Genomic DNA, 23,721 nt, shown 5'->3' with positions numbered 1-23,721 from the left:
CGTGATGCCCGGGCGTCCGTTCTCGACCGGAATTGCGCGGGCCGAACCGGCCTTGCCCGACCGCGCCCGGACCATGCGCCGCGCCGCCACCGGCATGCTGGTGCTGATGGCGGCGATCTTCCTGTGGTCGGGCCGCTATCTCGACGTGCATCCGGCCTGGGGATACATTCACGCCTTCGCCGAGGCGGCGATGGTCGGCGGGCTGGCCGACTGGTTCGCGGTGACCGCGCTGTTCCGTCGCCCGCTCGGCCTGCCGATTCCGCACACCGCGATCATTCCGGAGAACAAGGATCGCATCGCCGACACCATGGCGGTGTTCCTGCGCGAGAACTTCCTCATCCCCCAGGTGGTCGCGCGCCGGATGCGCGAGATGAACCTTGCCGGAGCGATCGGGACCTATCTCGCCGATCCCGGAGAGGAGGCGGGCGGTCGCATCCGCGCTGGCGCCGGCGAAATGCTGGTGGAGGTGCTCGAATCGCTCGATCCCGAACGGCTCGGCACCCAGGTGCGTGCGGGCCTCGCCTCGGCGATCGAGCGGCTGGAGGTCGCGCCGCTGCTCGGCCAGATCCTCGACGCGATGATCGCCGACGGGCGTCACCGGCCGATCATCGACAGCATCATCCGCTGGGCGGGCCTGGTGCTGGAAGATAACGAGGACATGGTCCGGGCGATGATCCATGCCCGGGCCAACGCGCTTCTGCGCTTCACCGGGCTGGACGAGCGCTTGGCCAATTCGGTGCTGGACGGGCTCTACAAACTGCTCGCCGAAGTGCTGGTCGATCCCGACCATCCGCTGCGCGCCAAGATCGAGGAGGGGCTGGTCGATCTCGCCAGGGGGCTGCGCGACGATCCGGAGATGCGCGCGCGGATCGAGAGGACCAAGGCCGATATCCTCGCCAATCCGGCGGTCGCCGAATGGTGGCAGGGCGTGTGGGAGCGCGTCCGCCGCAAGCTCATCGCCATGCTGCGCGGCGAGGGGGGCGAGGATGCCGGCAAGCTGCTGGCCAGCCTCACCGAGATGGGCGAGGCGCTGCGCGACGATCCGCGCCTTCAGCTACAGGTCAACCGCTTCGCCCGCCGCACCGCCGTCGGCATCGCCACTCGCTACGGCGACAACATCGTACGGCTGGTTTCCGAAACCGTCCGCCGCTGGGACGCGCAGACGATCACCGACCGGATCGAGGGCGCTGTAGGGAGAGACCTGCAATTCATCCGCATGAACGGCACGCTGGTCGGCGGGCTGGTGGGGCTGACGATTCATTTCCTGGCGAGCGTATTGTGACTCACCCGCTTGGCAATGAAATCAATCCGGAATCACGTAACGAACAGTACTCTGGTAAAAGGATTTGATGGGTCGGCCGTCTGCGCCTTGGGCAGGGGCGAACTTCGCCCATAGCCGAATTTCTCCGCAGGCTGGTGACTTGAACCCGTCGCCTTCGGGACCGACCAATGCTGTGAGCGTGCAACTCTCGACGTCGCCATCAGGCTCTACAATGACTCGAATTTTGAATTCCGCTTGCTGCCCGCGAAGTACGGCACGCGAGGGATAATTCTCGACAATGCGCGAAACGATCCGATCTTGGTTCAACCATTCGGGAGATTTGGTCTGATTGCGGACTTGGGTCACATCGAGACCCCAGCTCGTCACGAGGTCATCGATGCAAGTTTTCATGGCTTGCATCACTGGACCGAAATTACCCGTTTCAAGCCGGTGCCGCCCGCCTTCGGGTGAATTCAATTCGATCCATTCAATCTGTGCGCCGGATATGACATCAGATGTTTCAGGACTGTCCTGGGGTTCGGGATCGGCAGGATCGATCCGTGCCAGCGCGGCTCTTACTGCGACCGCGTCTGACTCGAGCCATTCGCCTGTTTCAAGATTGGCCTTGATCGAGCGTTCACGGTCTTCCTCGTCCAATTTGGCGAAGATCCGGGCGGTTCGCTCGGCATCGAAGCGAAATCCCGTACCCCTGACAGCCATACCGTAATCACCGAGCGAAAGGCCGGCGGCACTGATGCCCTGCATGGATTCGAAACCCGGCCCGAACTGTATTTCAAAGGGTTCCCCTTCATTGAATTGTCGGACCGCATCGCCGGCGATGAGCCATCGGAAACCGTCGTTCGGAGAGGTGCTTTCAAGATAGAAAACACTTTTCCGACCATCGCGACTGAAGGTGCGAATGATTCGGCAGCGGTCGTCCGCATAATCAATCACCCACGCTGCCTGAGCCTGGTGTATTGCTACCGGGGTGGCCCCGGGAACCTGGGCCGAAATCGATTGAGCCGTCAAAATGGCCGCGACAGCAAAAGAGCTGGACATTCGAAACATTGCGACACCCCCCGCTGGCAGTGATAACCCAGCGGGGACCGCTCAACAAGTCATGGCGATTTCCTAAAGCTTCTCCGTCAGCTCCGGCACCGCCTTGTAGAGGTCCGCGACCAGGCCGATGTCGGCGACCTGGAAGATCGGGGCGTCCTCGTCCTTGTTGATGGCGATGATGGTCTTGGAATCCTTCATGCCGGCAAGGTGCTGGATCGCGCCCGAGATGCCGATGGCGATGTAGACTTCCGGGGCGACGATCTTGCCGGTCTGGCCGACCTGGTAGTCGTTCGGCACATAGCCCGCATCGACCGCCGCGCGGCTCGCACCGATCCCGGCGCCGAGCTTGTCGGCGAGCGGCGTGATGACCTGCTCGAAGGTTTCGGCATCCTTCAAGGCCCGGCCGCCCGAGACGATGATCTTGGCGCTGGTCAGCTCGGGGCGTTCGCTCTCGGCGATCTCGGCGCCGACGAAGCTGGACACGCCCGCATCGGTCGGACCGGAAATCTCCTCGATCGTGCCCGAGCCGCCTTCGGCCTCCGCCTTGTCGAAAGCGGTGCCGCGCACGGTGACGACCAGCTTTTCGTCCGAGCTTTCAACCGTGGCGATGGCATTGCCCGCATAGATCGGCCGCGTGAAACTTTTCTCGCCCTCGACCGACATGATTTCGGACACCTGCATCACATCGAGCAACGCGGCGACGCGCGGGGCGATGTTCTTGCCGGTGGTGGTGGCCGGCGCGACGAAAGCGTCGTGGTGCGACATCTGGTCGACCACCAGCGGCGCGACGTTTTCCGCCAGCGCATGCTCGTAGGCGGGATCGTCGGCGAGGTGGACCTTGCCCACGCCCGCGATCTTCGCGGCTTGTTCGGCCACCGCGCGGCAGCCGCTTCCCGCGACGAGCAAATGGACCTCGCTGCCCATCTGGCCCGCGGCGGTGACCGCGGCGAGGGTGGCGTCCTTCATTTCGGAATTGTCGTGTTCGACCCAGACGAGCGTTTTCATCAGGCGACTCCCAGGGTTTTGAGTTTGGCGACCAGTTCGTCGACGCTTTCGACCTTCACGCCGGCCTGGCGCACGGGCGGTTCGGAGACCTTGGTGGTCTTGAGACGGGGCGCGATGTCGACGCCGTAATCGCCCGGCGTCTTGGTATCGAGCGGCTTCTTCTTCGCCTTCATGATGTTTGGCAGCGAGGCGTAGCGCGGCTCGTTGAGGCGCAGATCGGTGGTGACGATCGCCGGCATGGTCAGCTTGACCGTCTCGAGCCCGCCGTCGACCTCGCGCTTGACGGTGACGCTGTCGCCCTCGACCTCGACGGTGTTGGCGAAGGTGCCCTGCGGGCGTCCCATCAGCGCGGCGAGCATCTGGCCGGTCTGGTTGCTGTCGTCGGAGATCGACTGCTTGCCCAGCATCACCAACCCGGGCTGTTCCTCGTCGGCGATGGCCTTCAGGATCTTGGCGACGGCGAGCGGTTCGACTTCCTCGTCGGTCTCGACCAGGATCGCGCGATCGGCACCCATGGCGAGCGCGGTGCGCAGCGTTTCCTGCGCCTTGGCCGGGCCGATCGAGACCGCCACGATCTCCTCCGCCTTGCCCGCTTCCTTGATCCGGATCGCTTCCTCGACCGCGATCTCGTCGAACGGGTTCATGCTCATCTTGACGTTGGCGAGGTCGACGCCGCTGCCGTCGGCCTTGACCCGCGGCTTGACGTTGTAATCGATCACCCGCTTGACGGGCACGAGGATTTTCATGTCGCGAAATTCCTTCTCTGCTTCAGCTGAAACCGGCGGGAACGCGCCGCTTTCCTAACGAATGACACAGCCGCCCTAGCGTTCCCTTTACGTTTACGTCAAGGTCAGCCGGGGCGTGCGCTCAGGCCGCCTTCTTGACCTCCGCCACGATCTTCTTCGCCGCATCGCCGAGATCGTCGGCGCTGACGATCGGCAGGCCCGAATTCTCGAGGATGTCCTTGCCCTGCTGGACGTTGGTGCCCTCCAGCCGGACCACCAGCGGCACCGACAGGTTCACGTCCTTGGCCGCCTGGACGATGCCGTTGGCGATCACATCGCATTTCATGATCCCGCCGAAGATGTTGACGAGGATGCCCTCGACCGCCGGGTCCTTGAGGATGATCTTGAACGCCGCGGTCACCTTCTCGGTCGTCGCGCCGCCGCCGACGTCGAGGAAGTTGGCGGGGAAGGCGCCGTTCAGCTTGATGATGTCCATGGTCGCCATGGCGAGGCCCGCGCCGTTGACCATGCAGCCGATGTTCCCGTCGAGCTTGATGTAGGCGAGATCGTATTCGCTCGCCTCGACCTCGGCCGGGTCCTCCTCGGTCTCGTCGCGCAGCGCCTCGATGTCCTTGTGCCGGAACAGCGCATTGCCGTCGAAGCTCATCTTGGTGTCGAGCACCAGCAGCTTGCCGTCTTTCGTCTCGACCAGCGGATTGATCTCCAGCATCTCGCAATCCATCGCCATGAAGGCGTCGTAGAGCTGCTTGCTGAGCTTCTGCGCCTGCTTGTTGAGATCGCCCTCCAGCTTCAGCGCGAAGGCCACCGCGCGGCCGTGGTGCGGCATGAAGCCCTGTGCCGGATCGATATCGATGGTGGCGATCTTTTCCGGCGTGTGGTGCGCCACTTCCTCGATATCCATGCCGCCTTCGGTGGAAACGATCATCGCCACCCGGCCGCTGGCACGGTCGACCAGCATGGAGAGATAATATTCCTCGGCGATGTCGACGCCGTCGGTGACGTAGAGCCGATTGACCTGCTTGCCCTCGTCGCCGGTCTGCACCGTCACCAGCGTGTTGCCGAGCATCTCCTCGGCATCCTTGCGGACATCGTCGAGCGAATGGGCGAGTCGCACGCCGCCCTTGGCATCGGCATCCAGTTCCTTGAACTTGCCCTTGCCGCGCCCGCCGGCATGGATCTGCGCCTTCACCACATAGAGCGGCCCGGGCAGCTTCTCGGCCGCCGCCACGGCGTCCTCCACACTCAGCGCGGCATGCCCGGCGGGCACCGCGATCCCGTGCTTCGCAAGCAGTTCCTTGGCCTGGTATTCGTGGATGTTCATGGTGGGGCGTGATCCTTGCAGTCGGGGATAAGGAGAGTCGCAGCGCGCCTAAGCATGGATGGCCCGGCTTGAAAAGTGGCCAATCCCGGCCCAGCAGCGTTGTCCTGCCATATGATCGATGCCGCGCGCCTCCAATCCATCGTCTCCGAAGCGGGGCGCATCGCCCACGGCCAGTGGCCCGGCGCGGGGCATACCGTGCGCAGCTGGGAGAAGGAGCCGGGCAGCCCGGTCTGCGATGCCGACCTCGCAGTGGACGCCTTCCTCAAGCGCGAACTGTCCGCGCTGCTCCCCGCGGCGGGCTGGCTTTCGGAAGAGACCGGAGACGATCCTGCGCGGCTCGAGACCGGCCTCATCTGGATCGTCGATCCCATCGACGGAACCCGCGATTTCCTTCGCGGGCGCGCTGGATGGTGCGTTTCCGTGGCGTTGATCAGCGCCGGGCGGCCGTTGATCGGCATTCTCGCGGCCCCGGCACGCGACGACTTCTGGACGGCGGTCGCGGGCAAGGGGGCGCAGCGCAACGGCGATCGCCTCGCGGCCTCCACGCGGACCCAATTCGAAGGCGCCAGGGTCCCCGCCGATTCGCTGCCCAAGGCGGACCGGATGCTGCGGCCGGTGGCCAAGCCAAATTCGATCGCACTCAGGATCGCGATGGTCGCCGCCGACGAGGCCGATCTCGTCGCGACGCTGCGCTGGGGATACGAATGGGACATCGCCGCCGCGAGCCTGATCGCGCGTGAGGCCGGGGCCGCGGTCAGCGACGCCTTCGGCCACAAGCTCGACTACAACAAGCGCGACCCCCGCGCCTTCGGAGTGCTGGTCTCGGCCCCGGCGATACACGAGGCGGCTGTGGAGCATCTGGCCGGGCGCGCCGCCGCGATCGGCAGGCGCGACCTCTAGTCGGATTGCCGGCTCATGAAAAAGGGGGCCGCCCGCAGGCGACCCCCTCTGCCGTGATTCCAGGAGCGGAAGCCCGGTCTACTGGGCCTGCCGCGCCGCGTTGACGTCGTCCTGATCGAACGGGATGATCTTGATCTCGACCCGGCGGTTGAGCGCGCGGCCCTGGGCGGTGGCATTGTCGCCGACGAAATAGGCCGGATTCTCTCCGAATCCCTGCCAGCGGATGCGCGAGGATGCGACGCCGCGGCTGGTCAGGTAGTTGGCCACGGCCTGGGCACGCTGTTCGGACAGCCGCTGGTTGAAATCGTCCGAACCGGTCGAATCGGTATAGCCGTACACGTCGATCAGGCTGTTGGGATATTGCGTCAGGCTGGACGCGACATTGTCGAGCGTGTTCCGGAAGGTCTGGTTGATCGTGTAGCTGCCGGTGGCGAAGGTGACGCCGTCGGGCAGGTTGACCAGGATCGCCGAGCCGTTGTCGACGCTGGTGACGTCGACGCCCGTGCCCTCGGTCGCTTCCTCCAGCTCCTTGATCTGCTGGTCCATGCGGTAGCCGACATAGCCACCGGCGGCACCGCCGGCGACGGCGCCGATGATGCGTCCGGTCTTGCCGCCGATCACGCCGCCGAGCAGGCCCCCGGCGACCGCGCCGCCGACGCCGCCGAGCACGGTACGGGAAACCTTCTGTTCGCCGGTGTTCGGATCGGTGACGCAGGCGGATACGGTCAGGAGCGAGGCAGACGCCAGCGCGGCGACGAAAATGCGATTGTTCTTCATGTTGTCGAATTCCTCCAACTGGCGGCCGGGCCGGATCTGTCGTCTGGCCTTCCCGCAGGACAAGGGACGCGCCCTACCCGCGTCTGACCCCCACAACCCGCGACCCCACGGGCTTGTTCCGCCGAGAAGCTACAAGCTGGTGGCGCGGCCACACAATTGTGCTAGCGGGGGGCCACCGTGACGCCGTTCCCCTGGACCGATCTCCTGATCATCGTGTGCCTGATCGTGCTCAATGGCATTTTCGCCATGAGCGAGCTGGCAATCGTCTCCGCGCGCACTTCCAAGCTGCGCGCCGCCGCGCAGGCGGGCAAGGGCGGGGCCGAGGTCGCGCTTCGGCTCGCGTCCGAACCGGGCAAGTTCCTTTCCACCGTCCAGATCGGCATCACTCTCATCAGCATCATCGCCGGCGCCTATTCGGGTGCGAGCCTGGGCATGCCGGTGGGCGAGAGGCTGGCGGCGCTGGGCCTCCCGGCAGCCTATGCGGAAGAGGCCGGATTCGCGCTCGTCATCGCGCTGACGACCTATCTCACCCTGGTGGTCGGCGAACTGGTGCCCAAGCAGGTCGCGCTCCGGATCGCGGTCCCGGTGTCGATCCTGATGGCGCGGCCGATGGCCCTGCTGGCGCGGATCGCGGCGCCGCTGGTGTGGCTGCTCGACACCTCCTCGGGGTTGCTGATCCGCCTGCTCGGGGTCAACCCGGCGGGCCAGTCGACGGTCACCGCCGAGGAGCTCCACATGCTGTTCGCCGAAGCGACGCGGACCGGAGTGATCGAACACGAACAGCACCAGATGCTCCAGGGGGTGGTCCGCCTCGCCCAGCGGCCGGTGCGCGAGGTGATGACTCCGCGCAACCAGCTCGACTGGCTCGACGTCTCCGCCGATGCGGAGGAAATCCGCGAGACTATCGAGGACAGCGCGCATTCGCTGCTGCCGGTCGCCGACGGGTCGCCCGACAAGGTGCTGGGCGTGGTCAAGGTGCGCGAGGTGCTGGCGCGCATGGTCGCGGGGCAGGAGATCGACCTCGCCGCGATCATGCGCCGTGCCGAGGTCGTGCCGGACCAGCTCGACGCGGTCGATGCGCTCCGCGTGCTGCAGCAGGCGGAAATCGCCATGGCCATGGTCCACGACGAATACGGCCATCTTGACGGGATCGTCACTCCGGTGGACGTCCTCACCGCGCTGGTCGGCGATTTCGCCAGCGACCAGGACCACGGCGAGGCACCCGGGCTGATCGAGCGCGAGGACGGTTCGCTGCTGGTCTCGGGCGGGCTCTCGGCCGATGCGCTCGCGGACCGGCTCGGCCTCGACTACGGCGACGACCGCGAATTCGCCACCGCCGCGGGCTTCGTGCTCGCGGTGCTCAGGAAGCTGCCGCAGGAGGGCGAGCATTTCACCGAGCAGGGCTGGCGCTTCGAGGTCGTCGACATGGACGGTCGCCGGATCGACAAGCTCCTGGTTTCCGAGACGAAAAAGCCCAGGTCGAACACCCCGGAAAATTCCGCCGTCGATTAACCTTTGGCAATTGCGGGATGGTGGCGGGCGCGGCATCTGTCGCGAACGGCAGGTGCGAATCTGCCCGAGCGTGGCGCCCGCGACCTGTGCGCCGGATGACGAGCGATGATGATCGTTCCGACCTACATCGGCCCCAGCACGATCGAGGGGGTCGGCGTGTTCGCTGCCGCTCCCATCGCGAGGGGCCAGGCGATCTGGGCGCTGGACGAGCGTTTCGACCACCTGTTCACGGCCGGCCAGCTCGAGGCCCTGCCGCCGCTGCTGCAGGACTTCGTCGAGCGTTACGGCTATCCCCACATGACGCGGCCCGGCCTGCAGGTGGTCGAATTCGACAACGGCCGCTTCATGAACCACGACCGGCGGCCCAACACGAATTTCACCGATCCGGATACCGGCTATGCGATCCGCGACATCGCGGCGGGCGAGGAGCTGACCTGCGATTACAGCGAGTTCGATCCGGCCTTCGTGATGCAACCGGGCCGGTCCTTCGTCGCGACGGCCGCCAACGGCGCGGCCGACGGCAGCGGCCTGGGCGAAAAACCCTTCTAGAGACGAAGACGAACCCGGCGAGGCGGGCCCGCAAACCCGAAGACTAGCCCGGGATCACCGCCTGCGCGAACTGGCCGTCGCCTTCGGGCGCGGCGATGATGTCGCGGGTGACGCGGCCCTTGGCCACGGTGTTGGTCTGCGGGTCGCCGACCGCCGAGCGGATGCCGGGATCGGCGGTGCCGGCGCGGTCGAGCGCGCTGGTCTCCACCGCGCTGCGCTGCGCGGGTCCGCCGAACAGCGCGTCGAGCGCCTGCTCCGCCGCGGTGCCTTCGGCCGGGCGCGGCGCGCCGGGGGCAGGGGGCACGAGGTTGAAATCGGGCGGCACCACCAGAGGGGCCTGCCGCTGCACCGCGAATTCGTCGGGCCGCTCGCGGTCGAGGAAGCCGCCGCCACCGCAGGCGGTCAGCGTGGTCGCTCCGGCGAGCAGGACGAGCGTCAGTGTCTTCTTCATGGGGCTTTCTCCCCGGCCGCAGCCGGTCTTTCTTTCATCGCGTCGTCGAGAGTGTCGCGCATCAGGAATGCACGGGCAAGGATTATCACCACGCCGATGGTGATCGCGGCATCGGCGACGTTGAAGATCAGGAAGGGGCGGAAGGTGCCGAAATGCAGATCGGCGTAGTCGATGACATAGCCGTAATTGTAGCGGTCGCGGATGTTGCCGAGCGCGCCGCCGAGGATCATCGCCAGCGCCACGATGTCGCCCAGCGCCTTCTCGCGCATCATCCACACGGTCACCACCAGCGCAATTAAGCCGGTCACCGCCACCAGCCCCCAACGCATCTCGGGGCTCGTCGCCTCGAACATGCCCAACGAGATGCCGAAGTTCTGCGTCCAGCGCAGGTCGAAGAAGGGCAGTACTTCGATCGCGCCGACCCGCTGGAGGTCGAGCGGGCCCTTGACCCACCATTTGACCAGCTGATCGACCGCGAAGATCGCGAGGGCGAGCGCGATCCCGATGGCGCGGCGTTGTGCGATCGCGCTCATGCCGCCGCGTCCAGGGTTTCGACCACCGCTTCGCAGCGCGCGCACAGATCGCCGTCTTCCGCCACCTCGGGCAGCAGGCGCCAGCACCGGCCGCATTTGTGATCGGATGTCTTGGTCACCTGCACGCCGGCGCTATCGCCGCGCACCACTGACGCGGTGATGAACAGTTCGGCGAGATCGGCATCGCCGAAGCCTTCGGGCACGGCGGAGGCGGGCACCGCGACATCGGCTTCCAGGCCCGAGCGGATCACCTTCTCGCGCCGCAGCGGCTCGATCGCTTCCATCACGTCCTCGCGCAGGTCGCGCAAGCGCGCCCAGCGCGCATCCAGCGCCTCGTCGCGCCAGTCCGCGGGCAGGGGATGCCATTCCTGCAGGTGGATCGATTCGCGATCCGGGAAACGCGTGCCCCAAACCTCCTCGCTGGTGAACACCAGCACCGGCGCGGCATAGCGCACCAGCGCCTGGAAAAGCGTGTCGAGCACGGTGCGATAGGCGCTCCGCTCGGTGGAGCCCGGCGCGTCGCAATAGAGCCGGTCCTTGCGGATATCGAAGAAGAAGGCCGAAAGGTCTTCGTTGCAGAACTCGATCAGTGCGCGGGTGTAGTCGTTGAAATCGTATTCCAGCGCCGCCCGGCGCAGCTCGGCGTCGAGCCCCGAAAGGCGCGAGAGCATGTAGCGCTCGAGCTCGGGCATGGCCCCCGGCTCCACGCCCTCGCTGTCGTAATCGAACCCGTCCAGCGCGCCGAGCAGATAGCGGAAGGTGTTCCTGAGCTTGCGGTACTGGTCGGCGACGCCCTTGAGGATTTCCTCGCCGATCCGGTGATCCTCGGAGAAATCGACGCTGAGCGCCCACAGCCGGATGATGTCCGCCCCGTACTGCTCCATCACCTTCAGCGGATCGACAGTGTTGCCCAGGCTCTTCGACATCTTCCGCCCGTCGGCGGCCATGGTGAAGCCGTGGGTCAGCAGCTGGTCGTAGGGCGCGCGGCCGCGCGTGGCGCAGCTTTCGAGCAGGCTGGACTGGAACCAGCCGCGATGCTGGTCCGAGCCTTCGAGATAGAGGTTCGCCGGCCATTGCAGGTCCGGCCAGCGACCGCTTTCCAGCACGAAGGCGTGGGTGCTGCCCGAATCGAACCACACGTCGAGGATGTCGGTAGCCATCGCGAATTCGTCCGGGTCGTGATCCGGCCCGAGGAATTCGGCCTTCCGGTCCTCGTCCCAGGCATCGACGCCGTCGGTCCGCACCGCCTCGACCACGCGGGCATTGACCGCCGGGTCCTGCAGATACGAACCGTCCTTGCGCACGAACAGCGTGATCGGCACGCCCCAGGCGCGCTGGCGCGACAGGACCCAATCGGGCCGGTTCTCGACCATCGAGCCGAGGCGGCGGCGTCCCTTTTCCGGGATGAACTGCGTGTCCGCGATGGCCTGCATCGCCCGCTCGCGCAGCGTTCCCCCTCCGTCAGTCGCTGACGCGCCTGCCACCTCCCCCAGGGGGGGAGGATTGCCGCTTTCCGATCCTACCCCGCCGGGGGAGGTGGCGGCGAAGCCGTCGGAGGGGGCCGGGAGCGGCTTGTCCATCGGCACGAACCACTGCGGCGTGCAGCGGAAGATGATCTTGGCCTTGCTCCGCCAGCTGTGCGGGTAGCTGTGCTGGTAGTCGTCGCTGGCGGCGAGCAGCGCGCCGGCCTCGCGCAAATCCGAGCAGATCGGCCCGTCAGGCGCGTTGAAGGGCTTGTTGATCACGCTGCGGCGGCGCTCGTCGTCGCCGCCCAGCCAGGCCCAGTCGTCGCGATAGCGACCGTCGTCCATCACTGCGAAGCGCGGCTCGATCCCGTATTCGCGGCACAGCTCGAAATCGTCCTCGCCATGGTCGGGCGCCATGTGGACGAGTCCCGTGCCGCTGTCGGTGGTGACGAAATCGCCCGGCAGGAAGGGGCGGGGGTTCTCGTAGAACCCGCCGAGATGGTGCATCGGGTGGCGGGCGACGGTCCCGGCGAGGTCGGCACCTTTATAGATTTTTACCGTTTCACTCGCGCCGCTTTCGGGACCGCCAATCCCATTCTCGGCTGCTCCGGTGCGAAGCGACAAAGCGTAGCAGAGGTCTTCAGCGACAAGGTATTTGCGCTCGCCATAACGCACGAGAACGTATTCGATATCCGGTCCGTAGGCGATCGCCTGGTTGACCGGAATCGTCCACGGCGTAGTCGTCCAGATGAGCGCATAGGCACCCACCAACTCGTCGAAGGGGCTCTCCACGATCTCGAACGCCACGTCGATCTGAGTGCTGGTGATGTCCTCGTATTCGACCTCGGCCTCGGCCAGCGCGGTTTCCTCGACCGGGCTCCACATCACGGGCTTCGATCCGCGGTAGAGATTGCCCGCCTCGACGAATTTCATCAGCTCGGCGACGATCGCCGCTTCGCTATCGAACTGCATGGTGAGGTAGGGATTGTCCCAGTCGGCCATGATGCCGAGGCGCTTCAATTGCTCGCGCTGCACGTCCACCCAGTGCGCGGCGTAGTCGCGGCATTCGGCGCGGAATTCCTTCGCCGGAACGTCCTTCTTGTCGCGCTTCTTCTTGCGGTAGAGCTCCTCCACCTTCCACTCGATCGGCAGGCCGTGGCAGTCCCAGCCGGGCACGTAGGGCGCGTCCTTGCCCAGCAGGTTCTGCGTGCGGCAGACCATGTCCTTGAGCGTGTGGTTGAGCGCATGGCCGATATGCATGTCGCCGTTCGCATACGGCGGGCCGTCGTGGAAGATGAACTTCTCCCGCCCCCGGCGCGCCTCGCGCAGCTTCGCGTAGAGATCCTGTTCCGCCCAGCGCGCGGCGATCCCCGGCTCCTTCTGCGGCAGGCCGGCCTTCATGGGAAAATCGGTCTTCGGCAGGAAGACGGTGTCCCGATAGTCCCGTTTCTCTTGGGCGCGCTTGGTTTCGGTGTCGGACATACGGGGTGGGCCGCTAACGGAATTGCCGCGTGTAGGAAAGGCTTTCGCGCAGAGGCGCAGAGAGGAAAAGAGGCCGCAGAGAGAAGCTCCTGCGCCGCAGGCGCCTGATTTGTCTCACACGAAGTCACGAAGACACGAAGGTGTTCCGCTTCACGCACCACCTCTTCGTGTTCTTCGTGGCTTCGTGCGATGAAAATGAAACGGCGGCTTTGCCGCAAGTCCTGGCTCTCCGCGCGAAACCCTATTCCGCCAGCAACCGCCGCGCCTCGTCGCAGTCCTGCGCCATCTGCTCCTGCAACGCTTCGAGGGAATCGAACCTGGCCTCGCCGCGCAGGAAATGGTGGAACGCGACCTCGATCTCCTGCCCGTAGAGATCGCCCGCGAAATCGAAGAAATAGGGTTCGAGCAATTCCTTGGGCGGCTCGAACTGCGGGCGCACACCGATATTCGCCGCGCCCCGCAACACCTGGCCGGTCGCGAGGATGCGGCCCGTCACCGCATAGATCCCGTATTGTGGGCGCAGATAGTTCTCGATCGCCAGATTGGCGGTGGGATAGCCGATCTCGCGCCCGCGCTTGTCGCCATGCTCGACGACGCCGCGAATGGCGAAGGGGCGGGTGAGGAGGCGCGCCGCCTCCTGCGGATCCCCTGTGCGCAGCGCCTCGCGGATGCGGCTGGAGGACACCGGCGCGCCGCTATCCATGACCGCCTCAGCGATGCGCACCTGCAGTTCCGACGCGCGCAGCAGGTCGACATCGCCGGTCGCGCCCTGGCCGAAGCGGAAATCTGCGCCCGTCACCACGCCATGTGCGCCCAGGCGCTCGATCAAGATGCGATCAAGAAAGTGTTCGGCACTGGTGTTCGCCAGCTCGGCATCGAAATGGAACACCAGCATCGCGGTCGCCCCGGCGGCGAGGTAGAGTTCCTGCCGCTGCTCCAGCGTGGTCAGCCGGAACGGCGGAACCTCGGGTCTGAAAAAACGCGCCGGGTGGGGATCGAAGGTGGCGATGATCGCCGGGCGGCCCTCGGCGCGCGCCCAGTCGATCGCCTCCTTCGCCACCGCCTGGTGGCCGGTATGGAACCCGTCGAAATTGCCCAGCGCGATGACCGCCCCGCGGAGCGGCTCGGGAATCCGGGCGCGGTGGTCGAGCCATCTCATGGGGCCACCTCGGCCTTGCGGTAGCTGACGAAGGAATAGGCGGGGGCTTTCCCTTCCGCCGGAAAATCCTCGCGCGCGGCGACTTCCCATTCCGCGCCCAGCGGGGGCATGAAGACGTCGCCCGCGAAATCGGCGTGGATCTCGGTCAGTTCCGCGCGGTGGCAGTGCGGCAGGAAGACATCGAAGATCGCCGCCCCGCCGATCACCGCGACGGTGCCGGAGGGATTATCCTGCGCCGCCCGGGTCAGCGCCTCGGCGACCGAGCGGACGACTTCGGCCCCTTCGCTGTCCCAGCGTTCGCGGCGGGTGAGGACGATGTGGCGGCGGCCGGGCAGAAGGCCGGGAAGGCTTTCGAATGTCTTGCGACCCATGATCATCGGCACGCCGGTGCCGTCGGCGCCCATGGTCAGCGCCTTGAAGCGCTTGAGATCGGCGGGCAGGTGCCAGGGCAGCCGCCCCTCCTTGCCGATCGCGCCATTGGCCGCGCGCGCGTAGATCGCGAAGATGTCGGCGGTCATGGAAAACGCCTCATGCGTCGGACAGCCGGGTCACATGGCCCATCTTGCGGCCCGCGCGGACCTGGCGTTTGCCGTAGAGGTGGAGGTGGGCGTCAGGGTCGGCGAGGCAATCCTGCGCGCTGTGTGCCGCCTTGCCGATGATGTTGGTCATCTCGACACGGGAGGCGATCGACCGCGTGTCGCCCAGCGGCAGACCGGCCACGGCGCGGATGTGGTTCTCGAACTGGCTCGTCGCCGCGCCCTCGATCGTCCAGTGGCCCGAATTGTGCACCCGCGGCGCCATCTCGTTGAACACCGGGCCTTCCGCCGTGGCGAAGAATTCGAGCGTCAGCACGCCGACGTATTTCAATGCGTCGGCGACCTGCCGGGCCAGTTCGCGCGCTTCGGGGACCTGGGCCTCCACCGCCTCGCCGGCGGGCAGGATCGAGCGGGCGAGAATGCCGTCCTCGTGGATGTTGTGCGGGCTGTCCCAGAAGCGCACTTCGCCTTCGCGGCTGCGGACCAGGATCACCGAAAATTCCGCGTCGAAGCGGACGAAACCTTCGTAGACGGTCGGAGCCCCGGGCAGGTTGACACCCTGTGCGTCGCGGTCCGATGAGATCCGCCACTGGCCCTTGCCGTCGTAGCCGTTGCGGCAGGTCTTGAGGATGCCGGGGGTACCGATCCGCTCGATCGCGCGGGTGAGATCGGCAATGTTCTCCACGGCTTCGTAAGGCGCGGTGCGGCCTCCCAACCCGCCGACGAAGCGCTTCTCCTTCATCCGGTCCTGCGCCGTTTCGAGCGCGAGCCGTGGCGGATGGAGGCGGCGCTGCGGCAGCGCGTCGATCGCTTCGAGAGGGACGTTCTCGAACTCCCAGGTGATGCGGTCGCAGGCGGCGGCGAAGGCGGCAAGCGCGGCGGTGTCGTCCCAGCGGTTGGTAAAGAAGTCGGCACTCACCGGTGCAGCGACGTTGTCGCCCTCCGGCGCATAGCCGATGCAGCGAAATCCCAATTGCGCGGCGCTCGTCGCCAGCATCCGGCCGAGCTGGCCGCCGCCGAGAATACCGATCGTGCTGCCGGGTTCGAGCGCCGTCATCGATCCTCGGGCCGTTCCGTCACCCGGTCGGTCTGACTGCGCCGCCATGCCTTCAGGCGGTCGGTCAGCGCGTCATCGCTGGTGGCGAGAATGCTGGCGGCGAGGAGCCCGGCATTGGTCGCCCCCGCCTCGCCGATCGCCAGCGTGCCGACCGGGACCCCGGCGGGCATCTGGACGATCGAGAGCAGGCTGTCCTGCCCCGAGAGCGCCTTCGACTGCACCGGCACTCCGAGCACCGGCAGATGGGTCATGGCAGCCACCATGCCGGGAAGATGGGCCGCGCCGCCGGCCCCGGCGATGATCACCGCGAACCCCTCGTCCGCCGCGCCCTTCGCGAAAGCCGCCATCCGATCGGGGGTGCGGTGCGCCGAGACGATCCGCGCCTCGTGGTCGACGCGGAGCTCGTCGAGCACCTCGGCGGCCTTGCGCATCGTCGGCCAGTCCGACTGCGAGCCCATTATGATCGCCACCCTGCCCATCGCGTCAGGCATCCTTGAGATAGTAGCGTTCGCCGGCAGGGCGCAGGTTCTCGCCGAATTCGTAGACGATCGGCTGGCCCGTCGGGATCTCCAGGCCGGTGATGTCTTCGTCGGAAATGCCCGAGAGGTGCTTGACCAGCGCCCGCAGCGAATTGCCGTGGGCCGAAACGATCACCGTCTCTCCGGTCGACAGCCGCGGCAGGATGTCGCTTTCCCAGAAGGGCAGCACTCGCTCGATGGTGAGCTTCAGGCTTTCGGCGCGCGGCACCGGCACGCCGGCGTAACGCGGATCGTCCGACAGGTCGAATTCGCTGCCTTTGTCGATATCGGGCGGTGGCACGTCGAAGCTGCGGCGCCAGATGTGGACCTGCTCGTCGCCGTGCTTCTCGCGGGTCTGTTGCTTGTCGAGCCCGGTCAGGCCGCCGTAATGGCGCTCGTTCAGCCGCCAGTCCTTGATTTCCTGGATCCACAGCCGATCGCAGGCTTCGAGCGCCAGATGCAGCGTCTTGATCGCGCGCGTCTGGAAGCTGGTGAAGGCGATCGTCGGCAGCAGACCTTTGTTTTTGAGCAGCTCGCCCGCCGCCACCGCTTCCTCGACGCCCTTGTCGGTCAGGTCGACATCCCACCAGCCGGTGAAGCGGTTGGCGAGGTTCCATTCGCTCTGGCCGTGGCGGACGAGGATCAATTTGGACATTGTGGCTCCGACGGGGTTGCGGGAGCAATGCGCGTTAGCGCTGCGGCGGCTCTTTGGAAAGCGGTCTGTCGCCTTCCTTCAGATCGCGCGCCTGCGTCTTGCGGCGGCGCAGGTTCTCGCGCAATTTCGCCGCCAGCCGCTCTTCGCGCGAAGTTTTGTCGGGGGCATCGGCCATCGCATCCCTTCATGCGAGAACGGCCCGCCCGGCGCAAGCCGTGCTTGACTTTCCCCGCCCTCGCGACAATAGGCGCGCCCGGCCACTCGGCACATGATCCGAGGCAGGCTCCCCCGTGCTGCTGTAGCTCAGTGGTAGAGCGCACCCTTGGTAAGGGTGAGGCCGGGAGTTCAATCCTCCCCAGCAGCACCATTAATTTTCTCCGCTTGCGCCGCCTCCGGCCATCCGCCACCCGTCGCGCGACAGGAGATACCCCGATGGACTTTCAGCTTACCGAACAGCAACGCGACCTTCAGGAGGCTGCACGCAGGTTCGCGCAAGGGGAGCTGACCGAGCTGGCGCGGGAGATGGAGGAAAAGGATTTCCCCGTCCCCGACGAAATGGTCCGCCGCTATGGCAAACAGGGGTTTCTGGGCGTCAATCTGCCCGAGAAATACGGTGGCCTCGGCCTAGGCCATCTCGAAGCCTTGCTGGTCCTCGAACAGTTCGCGATGATTTCCAACGCCGTCGCATTTCCGGTGTTCGAGGCACTGGTCGGCCCGGTGCGGACGATCGCCCTGTTCGGCAGCGGCTCTTTGCAGCAGCGAATCATCCCCAAGGTCGCGCGCGGCGAGGCGACGGTGGCGGTCTCGATGTCCGAACCCGAAGCTGGTACCGCGCTGACCGACCTCTCCACCCGGGCGCGCGATGAAGGCGATCACTACCTGCTCGACGGCACCAAGCGCTGGACCAGCGGGGCGGGACACGCGCAATTCTATGTGGTTTATTGCCGGCTGTCCGATGCGCCGGGCGCCAAGGGGATCGGCGCACTGCTCGTTGCCAAGGATACGGCAGGTGTGAGCTTCGGCAAGCGCGAGCCGTTGATGGGCTTTCGGGGCATAGAGACGCGCGACATTTCCTTCGACGGGGTCCGGGTGCCCAAGGACAATCTGATCGTCGGGGCAGGCGGGTTCGGACGGCTGATGGCGGCTTTCGGCCTCGAGCGCTGCGGTAATGCCACACAGAGCCTGGGTCTCGCCGCCGCCGCGCTCGAGCAGGCGAGCGCCTATGTCCAGGAACGCGAGGCCTTCGGCAAGCCGATCGTCGATTTCCAGGCGGTTCAATTGCGGCTCGCCGAGATGGCGATGCAGGTGGAGGCGGCGCGGCTGCTGATCTACCGCGCCGCGGCCAATGCCGCGCATCAGGAGAACGGGCTGCCGAGCGTCTACGAGAGCAGCCTCGCCAAATGCTACGCCAACGAGATCGTCCGTTCGGTAACCGCCAATGCCATGCAAGTGATGGGCGGTTACGGCTACCATCGCGAATATGGCATGGAACAGCGGGTGCGCGACGGCTTCGCCTGGGGCATCGCAGGGGGGACGACCGACGTGCAGAAGACCAATATCGCCGCGGCCATGATCGGCCGGCGGTTCGACCAGCGTGGTTGATCGGAATGAGTGTGTTAGGTAGATAGTACGCTATGAACCAAATTGCCGACGCGCCGGCCGATCGGGAAGTGGCTGCCGAACTCTCGCAACTCGATCCGCGTTACCGCACGGTGCTGCGCATCGTCGGGCTGATCTGGTCCATTCCCGTGCTGATCGCCGCCACGGTCCCCGGCATCGCGATCGCGGGCTGGTCGCTCTATGCGGCCGTTCCCGCGCTTGTCCTGGTCGCGCTTCTCATCTTCCGGTTCCCGTCGCGGCGATGGGCGGCGCGGGGTTACGCGCTTTCGGACGATCGCCTCCGCGTGGTAAGGGGTATTCTCTTCCATTCCGACACGATCGTGCCGTTCGGACGGGTCCAGCACATAGATGTGGACCAAGGACCCCTGGAACGCGCCTACGACCTCGCCACGCTGACGGTGCACACCGCCGGTACGCACAATGCCTCGGTCCAGCTGCCGGGTCTGGCGCACGAGGATGCCTTGGCCATGCGCGAAACGATCCGCGCTGCGATCGAGCGCGATACGCTGTGAGCGGGCCGGAGAGCGTCGGGGGCGCACCGCAACGCACCGACCCGCGCAGCTTCGCGGTCAAGGCGCTGGCGATGCTGACCCAGCTTGTCGTGCCGCTCGGCTTCGCCGGTTACACCATTCTCGACGATGGCGACCTTGGCGATCTCATCGTCTATTTCCTGCCCATTGTGCTGGCGGCGATCGGTGCGAACTTCTTCTTCGCCTGGCTCGGCTGGCGGCGATTTACCTATCAGGTCAATCCTGCCGACATCCGGGTCGAGAGCGGCATTGTCTCCCGCCAGGCGCGTTCGGTGCCGTACGAACGCATCCAGGACGTCAGCATCGAACAGAAACTTGTTCCGCGACTGTTCGGCCTGGTTCAGGTCAAGTTCGAGACCGGGGCGGGGGGCAAGGACGAGTTGACGCTCGCCTATCTCACCGAAGCGGAGGGCGAGCGCCTGCGTGAACTGGTCCGGGCACGGCGTGACGGCGAATCGCTCTCGACCAAGGATGCGGTGGTGGAGCGGGCGGAGCAGGACGAACTCCTTTTCACGATGGGCCCGCGCCGGGTCGTCACCTTCGGCCTGTTCGAGTTCTCGCTGGTGGTGGTGGCGGGCTTTGCCGGCTTTGCCCAGCAGTTCGATTTCCTGCTGCCTTTCGACCTGTGGGATTTCGAGGAATGGCAGGCGCGGCTCGCGGGGCCGGGACAGTGGCTGGCCGGGCTCGGGTTCGCGGCGCAGATCGCCGGCGGCGCGATCGCAGCCCTGATCCTGCTCGCGGTGGGATTCGGCACGGGTCTGATCCGCACCGTTCTGCGCGAATGGGATTTCCGGCTCGAACGGACCGACAAGGGGCTGCGTCGGCGGCGAGGTCTGCTGACCCGGACCGACGTGGTGATGCCCGTGCACCGGGTCCAGGCACTGCGCGTGGGTACCGGTCTCGTCCGCCGATTCTTCGGCTGGCACAAGCTCAGCGTTGTCAGCCTCGCCCAGGATAGCGGAAACGCCAGCCACGATGCCGCGCCCTTCGCGCAGATGGAGGAGATAGCACCGATCGTGGCGACGACCGGTTTCGCCCTGCCGCCGGTAGAAACCGACTGGAAGCGCGGCGACTCTCGTTACCGGATCGACCGGGTCATCGCGGCGGGATTGATATTGGCGGTTATGGCGATCGGCCTCTCGCTATCGCCGCGGAGCGAGGTGGCGCTGGTGCCGATGATCGGGATGATCGCCGTGGGGCTCGTCGAGCTCTACAACTGGCGGTTCGCCGCAAATGCATGCGATGCGCGGCAAATCTACGTCCGGCGAAGCTGGCTTTCCCCGAAAACCTCGATCGCCAACCGGGTCAAGCTACAGTCGGTCGAGATCGCGCAAGGGCCGCTGGCGCGCCGTCGCGGCTATGCGCACCTGCATCTCGGGCTCGCCGGCGGGAATTTCCGCATCCACGGGATCCCGCTCGAGCGGGCCCGTGAACTGCGCGGCGCGGTGCTGGCATCGATCGCGCGCACCGATTTCAGCGAGCTCGTCTGATCAGGCCTTGAGGTCGCTCCAGTCGGGACGGCGCCGGAACTGCGCGGCGACATAGGAACAGGCCGGAACGATCCGGAAGCCCTTCTCCCGCGCATCGGCGATCAAGGCTTCGACGAGCCGTTCGGCGATGCCGCGGCCGCGCATCGCGGGCGGCACGCCGGTGTGGTCGGCCACCCGCACATCCTCTCCGCGCGGATGCCAGGTCAGCTCGCCGGCATGTTCGCCGTCGGCGGTCCGGGCGCGATATTCCCCGCCGCCCGGGGTGTCGCGGTGTTCGATCGTGATACTGTCGTCGGCCATGCTCTCGCCTCCTTCTTGCAACCAATCGCCGCGTGGCTATGGCCGTTCCCCATGACCCGATCCCGCCAGTTCCTGTCCGACAATTCCGCCGCGGTCCATCCCAAGGTTTGGGAGGCCATGAAGGCGGCCGACGAGGCGCAGACACCCTATGATGGCGATGCGCTGTCGCAGGCGCTGGACGAACGTTTCTCCGAAGCGTTCGGGCGCGAGTGCGTTGCCTTGTGGGTGGCCACCGGAACGGCGGCGAACTGCCTTGCTCTGGCGACGATGGTCCAGCCGCACGGCGGGGTCGTTTGCCATCGCGAGGCGCATATCGAGATGGACGAAGGGGGTGCGCCGGGCTTCTTTCTCCACGGTGCGAAGCTCCTGCTGGCCGAGGGCGAGAGCGCGAGGCTGACCCCCGATACGATCCGCGCGGCGATCGACCCGATTCGCGACGATGTCCATCAGGTGCAGCCGCACGCGATCTCGATCACTCAGGCGAGCGAATACGGCTGTGCCTACCGACCGAAGGAGGTCGCCGCGATCGCCGAGCTGGCGCGCGAGCGCGGGCTGGGCTTGCACATGGACGGGGCGCGGTTCGCCAATGCCGCAGCCTTTCTCGAGGGTTCTGCGGCCGGGGCGGCGGGGCCGATCGATGCGCTCAGCTTCGGTTGCGTCAAGAACGGCGGCATGAATGCCGAAGCGGTGCTGTTCTTCGATGTGGGGCTGGCGGATGTCGCGCGCTACCGCCGCAAGCGCGCGGGCCATCTCCAGTCGAAGGGCCGGTTCCTGGCCGCGCAGCTGATCGCCATGCTCGACGGGGACCTCTGGCTGGACAACGCCAGGCAAGCCAATGCTGCCGCGCAGGAGATCGCCGGGAATTGCGGTGACAGGCTGATACACCCCGTCGAGGCCAACGAGCTGTTCGTGAGGTGCACTGCGACCGAACGCGAGACGCTGCGGACGCAGGGTTTCGATTTCTACGACTGGGGCGGGGATGCCGCGCGTTTCGTCACCGCCTGGGACACGCGCGAGGACGATGCCCGGGCCCTGGCGGAAGCCGTCGGCGGGCTATGACCGCGACCTCATCGGGCGAGACGCTGTTCGCCCCGCGCAATCTTGCCGCATTTCTGCTCGTCAGCCTGCTGTGGGGCGGGACCTGGCTGGTCATCAAGGACCAGTTGTCCGCCGTCCCGGCGAGCTGGTCGATCACCTATCGCTTCATCGTTGCCTCGCTGGGCATGTTCGCGCTGGCGAAGCTGCGCGGCGAGCCGCTGGCCCTGCCACGCTCCGGCTGGCGGTGGGTCGTCGCGCTCGGGCTGTTCCAGTTCTCCTTCAACTTCACCTTCGTCTACAATGCCGAGCGGTTCATCACCTCGGGCCTCGTCGCGGTGATGTTCGCGCTGCTGGTAGTTCCCAACGCCATTTTCGGCAGGCTCGTGCTGGGTCAGCCGATCCGCCGCGAATTCGTGCTCGGTTCGGGCATAGCGGCGATCGGCGTCGCGCTGTTGCTGGCGCAGGAATGGCGCGCCTCGCCCGCGACGCTGACCGAAGTCCTGCTGGGCACGGCGCTGACGGCGGGCGGTATCCTCTCCGCCAGCGCCGCCAACATCGTCCAGGCGATGGAGGGGGCGAAGCGGCTGCCGCTGCTGACGCTGCTGGCGTGGTCGATGGCCGCCGGGGTGGCGTTCAACGCCGGCGTCGCGTTGGCCACTCAGGGCCCGCCCGTCTTCGATACCCGGCCCGCTTACGCTCTGGGCATCCTCTATCTCGGGTTGCTGGGTTCGGTCGCGACGTTCCCGCTCTATTACGGTCTCGTACGCAAGGTCGGGGCCGGACAGGCGGCTTACACCAGTGTCATCGTCCCGATCGTTGCGATGATCCTTTCGACCCTCTTCGAAGGGTTTCGCTGGGGGCCGTTGCCCGCAGCCGGAGCCATCGTCACCCTCGCCGGAATGGTCGTGGCGATGCGCGGCCGGGGCGCTCCGCCGCCTAGACGCGCTGTTCCCGAGCCCTGATCGCAGCCAGCCCCTCGCGATAGGTCGAATGGCGCGGCTCCCAACCCAGCACGCGCTTCGCCTTGCCGTTCGCGACGCGGCGGTTCTCGGCATAGAACCCGCGGGCCATCTGCGACAGGCCGGCCTCGTCCAGGGTCTGCAACGGTGGCGGTGCCCTATCGAGCAGGCGGCAGGCTTCTTCTGTGATGGCGTTGTGGCTGGCGGGCAGGTCGTCGGAAAGATTGTAGGCTCCCGGGGGTGCCGCGATCTCGATAGCCGCCACGACGCCCGAGACGATGTCCTCGACATGCACCCGGCTGAAGACCTGATCGGGCAGATCGATGCGATGCGCCTTGCCTTCGCGCACCCGGTCGAGCGCGCTGCGGCCGGGCCCGTAGATCCCCGGCAGACGAAAAATGCGCGCGCCGCGTTCGAGCCAGGCTTCGTCGCATGCGGCGCGCGCCGCTCGGCGGCCGCCGCCGATCGGGCTGCTCTCGTCGACCCATGCACCGCCGACATCGCCATAGACCCCGGTCGAGGAGAGGTAGGCGAGGTCGATCCCCTCCAGATCGCCGCCATAGGCTTCCAAAACCGGATCGGCGCCCTCGGTGGGCGGGACCGAGGAGAGCACCCAATCCGCCCCTCGGAGCGACGCCAGCACCGTCTCCCGATCGTCGAACGGCACGTTCCCGGCGCTGCCCGTGGCGTCCACGCGCCAGCCCCGCGCTTCCATGCTTTTCGCGATCCGGCCGGCGGTGTAGCCCAGCCCGAAAATGAACAAACGCGCCATAGCCGCGTAATAGCTGGAAACGCGC

The 23,721-nt window shown here is 66.4% G+C and carries 25 protein-coding genes and 1 tRNA gene; 10 read left to right on the top strand and 16 right to left on the bottom strand.

The genetic code is table 11. The annotated features are described in order from the left end of the window. Window positions 1-73: 73 nt before the first annotated feature. Window positions 74-1,282 (top strand): DUF445 domain-containing protein, encoded by a 1,209-nt coding sequence (locus tag ACGHN1_RS00255; RefSeq protein WP_390549697.1) that lies wholly within the window; start codon window positions 74-76, stop codon window positions 1,280-1,282. A gap of 21 nt (window positions 1,283-1,303) precedes the next feature. On the opposite strand, the gene ACGHN1_RS00250 is transcribed toward ACGHN1_RS00255, so the two are convergent. The 4 genes from ACGHN1_RS00250 to sucC all read right to left on the bottom strand — a co-directional run bounded on the left by ACGHN1_RS00250 (window position 1,304) and on the right by sucC (window position 5,392). After that, on the bottom strand, window positions 1,304-2,320 hold the full coding sequence (locus ACGHN1_RS00250; protein WP_390547292.1) for an energy transducer TonB: 1,017 nt from the start codon (window positions 2,318-2,320) through the stop codon (window positions 1,304-1,306). 72 nt (window positions 2,321-2,392) lie between these two features. After that, window positions 2,393-3,325: an electron transfer flavoprotein subunit alpha/FixB family protein gene (locus ACGHN1_RS00245; protein ID WP_390547290.1), complete on the bottom strand. Its 933-nt coding sequence runs from the start codon at window positions 3,323-3,325 to the stop codon at window positions 2,393-2,395. Then, entirely contained in the window at window positions 3,325-4,071 is a 747-nt protein-coding gene (locus ACGHN1_RS00240) for an electron transfer flavoprotein subunit beta/FixA family protein (RefSeq protein WP_390547288.1), read from the bottom strand. The genes ACGHN1_RS00245 and ACGHN1_RS00240 overlap by 1 nt, the downstream gene beginning before the upstream one ends. 121 nt (window positions 4,072-4,192) lie before the next feature. Then, window positions 4,193-5,392, bottom strand: a complete 1,200-nt coding sequence (gene sucC / locus ACGHN1_RS00235) for an ADP-forming succinate--CoA ligase subunit beta (RefSeq protein ID WP_390547286.1) — start codon at window positions 5,390-5,392, stop codon at window positions 4,193-4,195. 111 nt (window positions 5,393-5,503) lie between these two features. Here sucC and ACGHN1_RS00230 point away from each other — a divergent pair, with 111 nt between their 5' ends. Next, on the top strand, window positions 5,504-6,292 hold the full coding sequence (locus ACGHN1_RS00230) for a 3'(2'),5'-bisphosphate nucleotidase CysQ (RefSeq protein ID WP_390547284.1): 789 nt from the start codon (window positions 5,504-5,506) through the stop codon (window positions 6,290-6,292). Between the two features lie 78 nt (window positions 6,293-6,370). Here ACGHN1_RS00230 and ACGHN1_RS00225 read toward each other — a convergent pair whose 3' ends face one another. Beyond that, window positions 6,371-7,069: an OmpA family protein gene (locus ACGHN1_RS00225; RefSeq protein WP_390547282.1), complete on the bottom strand. Its 699-nt coding sequence runs from the start codon at window positions 7,067-7,069 to the stop codon at window positions 6,371-6,373. Window positions 7,070-7,246: 177 nt separating this feature from the next. On the opposite strand from ACGHN1_RS00225, the gene ACGHN1_RS00220 reads away from it, so the two are divergent. Together ACGHN1_RS00220 and ACGHN1_RS00215 are read left to right on the top strand one after the other, a co-directional pair. After that, window positions 7,247-8,581 carry a hemolysin family protein gene (locus ACGHN1_RS00220; protein ID WP_390547281.1) on the top strand — a complete coding sequence of 445 codons (1,335 nt, stop codon included), beginning with the start codon at window positions 7,247-7,249 and terminating at the stop codon, window positions 8,579-8,581. Between the two features lie 105 nt (window positions 8,582-8,686). After that, window positions 8,687-9,130, top strand: coding sequence for an SET domain-containing protein (locus ACGHN1_RS00215; protein ID WP_390547279.1), 444 nt, complete (start codon window positions 8,687-8,689; stop codon window positions 9,128-9,130). A 43-nt stretch (window positions 9,131-9,173) separates the two neighbouring features. On the opposite strand, the gene ACGHN1_RS00210 is transcribed toward ACGHN1_RS00215, so the two are convergent. The 9 genes from ACGHN1_RS00210 to ACGHN1_RS00170 form a co-directional block, all read right to left on the bottom strand. Further along, on the bottom strand, window positions 9,174-9,581 hold the full coding sequence (locus ACGHN1_RS00210) for a DUF3035 domain-containing protein (protein WP_390547277.1): 408 nt from the start codon (window positions 9,579-9,581) through the stop codon (window positions 9,174-9,176). Next, complete coding sequence (lspA, locus tag ACGHN1_RS00205; protein ID WP_390547275.1) at window positions 9,578-10,114, bottom strand: signal peptidase II; 537 nt, start codon at window positions 10,112-10,114, stop codon at window positions 9,578-9,580. The genes ACGHN1_RS00210 and lspA overlap by 4 nt, the downstream gene beginning before the upstream one ends. Continuing rightward, a complete protein-coding gene (ileS, locus tag ACGHN1_RS00200; protein WP_390547273.1) occupies window positions 10,111-13,062 on the bottom strand; it encodes an isoleucine--tRNA ligase in 2,952 nt (983 codons plus the stop codon). Before ileS ends, lspA begins: the two co-directional genes overlap by 4 nt. A 241-nt stretch (window positions 13,063-13,303) precedes the next feature. Further along, window positions 13,304-14,221 (bottom strand): bifunctional riboflavin kinase/FAD synthetase, encoded by a 918-nt coding sequence (locus tag ACGHN1_RS00195; protein ID WP_390547271.1) that lies wholly within the window; start codon window positions 14,219-14,221, stop codon window positions 13,304-13,306. Next, window positions 14,218-14,739: a dihydrofolate reductase gene (locus tag ACGHN1_RS00190; RefSeq protein WP_390547269.1), complete on the bottom strand. Its 522-nt coding sequence runs from the start codon at window positions 14,737-14,739 to the stop codon at window positions 14,218-14,220. Before ACGHN1_RS00190 ends, ACGHN1_RS00195 begins: the two co-directional genes overlap by 4 nt. Before the next feature lie 10 nt (window positions 14,740-14,749). Next, window positions 14,750-15,814 carry a 5-(carboxyamino)imidazole ribonucleotide synthase gene (locus ACGHN1_RS00185; protein ID WP_390547267.1) on the bottom strand — a complete coding sequence of 355 codons (1,065 nt, stop codon included), beginning with the start codon at window positions 15,812-15,814 and terminating at the stop codon, window positions 14,750-14,752. After that, window positions 15,811-16,305 carry a 5-(carboxyamino)imidazole ribonucleotide mutase gene (purE, locus tag ACGHN1_RS00180; RefSeq protein ID WP_390547266.1) on the bottom strand — a complete coding sequence of 165 codons (495 nt, stop codon included), beginning with the start codon at window positions 16,303-16,305 and terminating at the stop codon, window positions 15,811-15,813. Before purE ends, ACGHN1_RS00185 begins: the two co-directional genes overlap by 4 nt. Next, a complete protein-coding gene (gpmA, locus tag ACGHN1_RS00175; protein ID WP_390547264.1) occupies window positions 16,298-16,987 on the bottom strand; it encodes a 2,3-diphosphoglycerate-dependent phosphoglycerate mutase in 690 nt (229 codons plus the stop codon). Before gpmA ends, purE begins: the two co-directional genes overlap by 8 nt. A gap of 34 nt (window positions 16,988-17,021) precedes the next feature. Then, window positions 17,022-17,162 carry a hypothetical protein gene (locus ACGHN1_RS00170; RefSeq protein ID WP_390547262.1) on the bottom strand — a complete coding sequence of 47 codons (141 nt, stop codon included), beginning with the start codon at window positions 17,160-17,162 and terminating at the stop codon, window positions 17,022-17,024. Window positions 17,163-17,279: 117 nt separating this feature from the next. Between ACGHN1_RS00170 and ACGHN1_RS00165 the strand changes: the two genes are divergently transcribed. From ACGHN1_RS00165 to ACGHN1_RS00150, 4 genes are all read left to right on the top strand, one after another. Beyond that, window positions 17,280-17,354 (top strand) — tRNA-Thr (locus ACGHN1_RS00165). 65 nt (window positions 17,355-17,419) lie between these two features. Continuing rightward, window positions 17,420-18,589, top strand: a complete 1,170-nt coding sequence (locus ACGHN1_RS00160; protein WP_390547260.1) for an acyl-CoA dehydrogenase family protein — start codon at window positions 17,420-17,422, stop codon at window positions 18,587-18,589. 32 nt (window positions 18,590-18,621) lie between these two features. After that, window positions 18,622-19,119 (top strand): PH domain-containing protein, encoded by a 498-nt coding sequence (locus tag ACGHN1_RS00155; protein ID WP_390547259.1) that lies wholly within the window; start codon window positions 18,622-18,624, stop codon window positions 19,117-19,119. Next, complete coding sequence (locus ACGHN1_RS00150) at window positions 19,116-20,627, top strand: PH domain-containing protein (RefSeq protein ID WP_390547257.1); 1,512 nt, start codon at window positions 19,116-19,118, stop codon at window positions 20,625-20,627. Before ACGHN1_RS00155 ends, ACGHN1_RS00150 begins: the two co-directional genes overlap by 4 nt. Here ACGHN1_RS00150 and ACGHN1_RS00145 read toward each other — a convergent pair whose 3' ends face one another. Next, entirely contained in the window at window positions 20,628-20,927 is a 300-nt protein-coding gene (locus ACGHN1_RS00145) for a GNAT family N-acetyltransferase (RefSeq protein WP_390547255.1), read from the bottom strand. A gap of 51 nt (window positions 20,928-20,978) precedes the next feature. Between ACGHN1_RS00145 and ACGHN1_RS00140 the strand changes: the two genes are divergently transcribed. Both ACGHN1_RS00140 and ACGHN1_RS00135 read left to right on the top strand, forming a co-directional pair. Next, complete coding sequence (locus tag ACGHN1_RS00140) at window positions 20,979-21,986, top strand: threonine aldolase family protein (protein WP_390547254.1); 1,008 nt, start codon at window positions 20,979-20,981, stop codon at window positions 21,984-21,986. Further along, window positions 21,983-22,927 carry a DMT family transporter gene (locus ACGHN1_RS00135; RefSeq protein ID WP_390547252.1) on the top strand — a complete coding sequence of 315 codons (945 nt, stop codon included), beginning with the start codon at window positions 21,983-21,985 and terminating at the stop codon, window positions 22,925-22,927. The genes ACGHN1_RS00140 and ACGHN1_RS00135 overlap by 4 nt, the downstream gene beginning before the upstream one ends. On the opposite strand, the gene ACGHN1_RS00130 is transcribed toward ACGHN1_RS00135, so the two are convergent. Beyond that, a complete protein-coding gene (locus ACGHN1_RS00130; RefSeq protein WP_390547250.1) occupies window positions 22,902-23,696 on the bottom strand; it encodes an SDR family NAD(P)-dependent oxidoreductase in 795 nt (264 codons plus the stop codon). The genes ACGHN1_RS00135 and ACGHN1_RS00130 overlap by 26 nt on opposite strands. Window positions 23,697-23,721: the final 25 nt, after the last annotated feature.

This window comes from Qipengyuania sp. MTN3-11 (assembly GCF_042851825.1).
GTDB lineage: Bacteria > Pseudomonadota > Alphaproteobacteria > Sphingomonadales > Sphingomonadaceae > Qipengyuania.
Note: the sequence above shows the minus strand (reverse complement) of the source record. Positions and strands in the feature narration are given on the sequence as shown.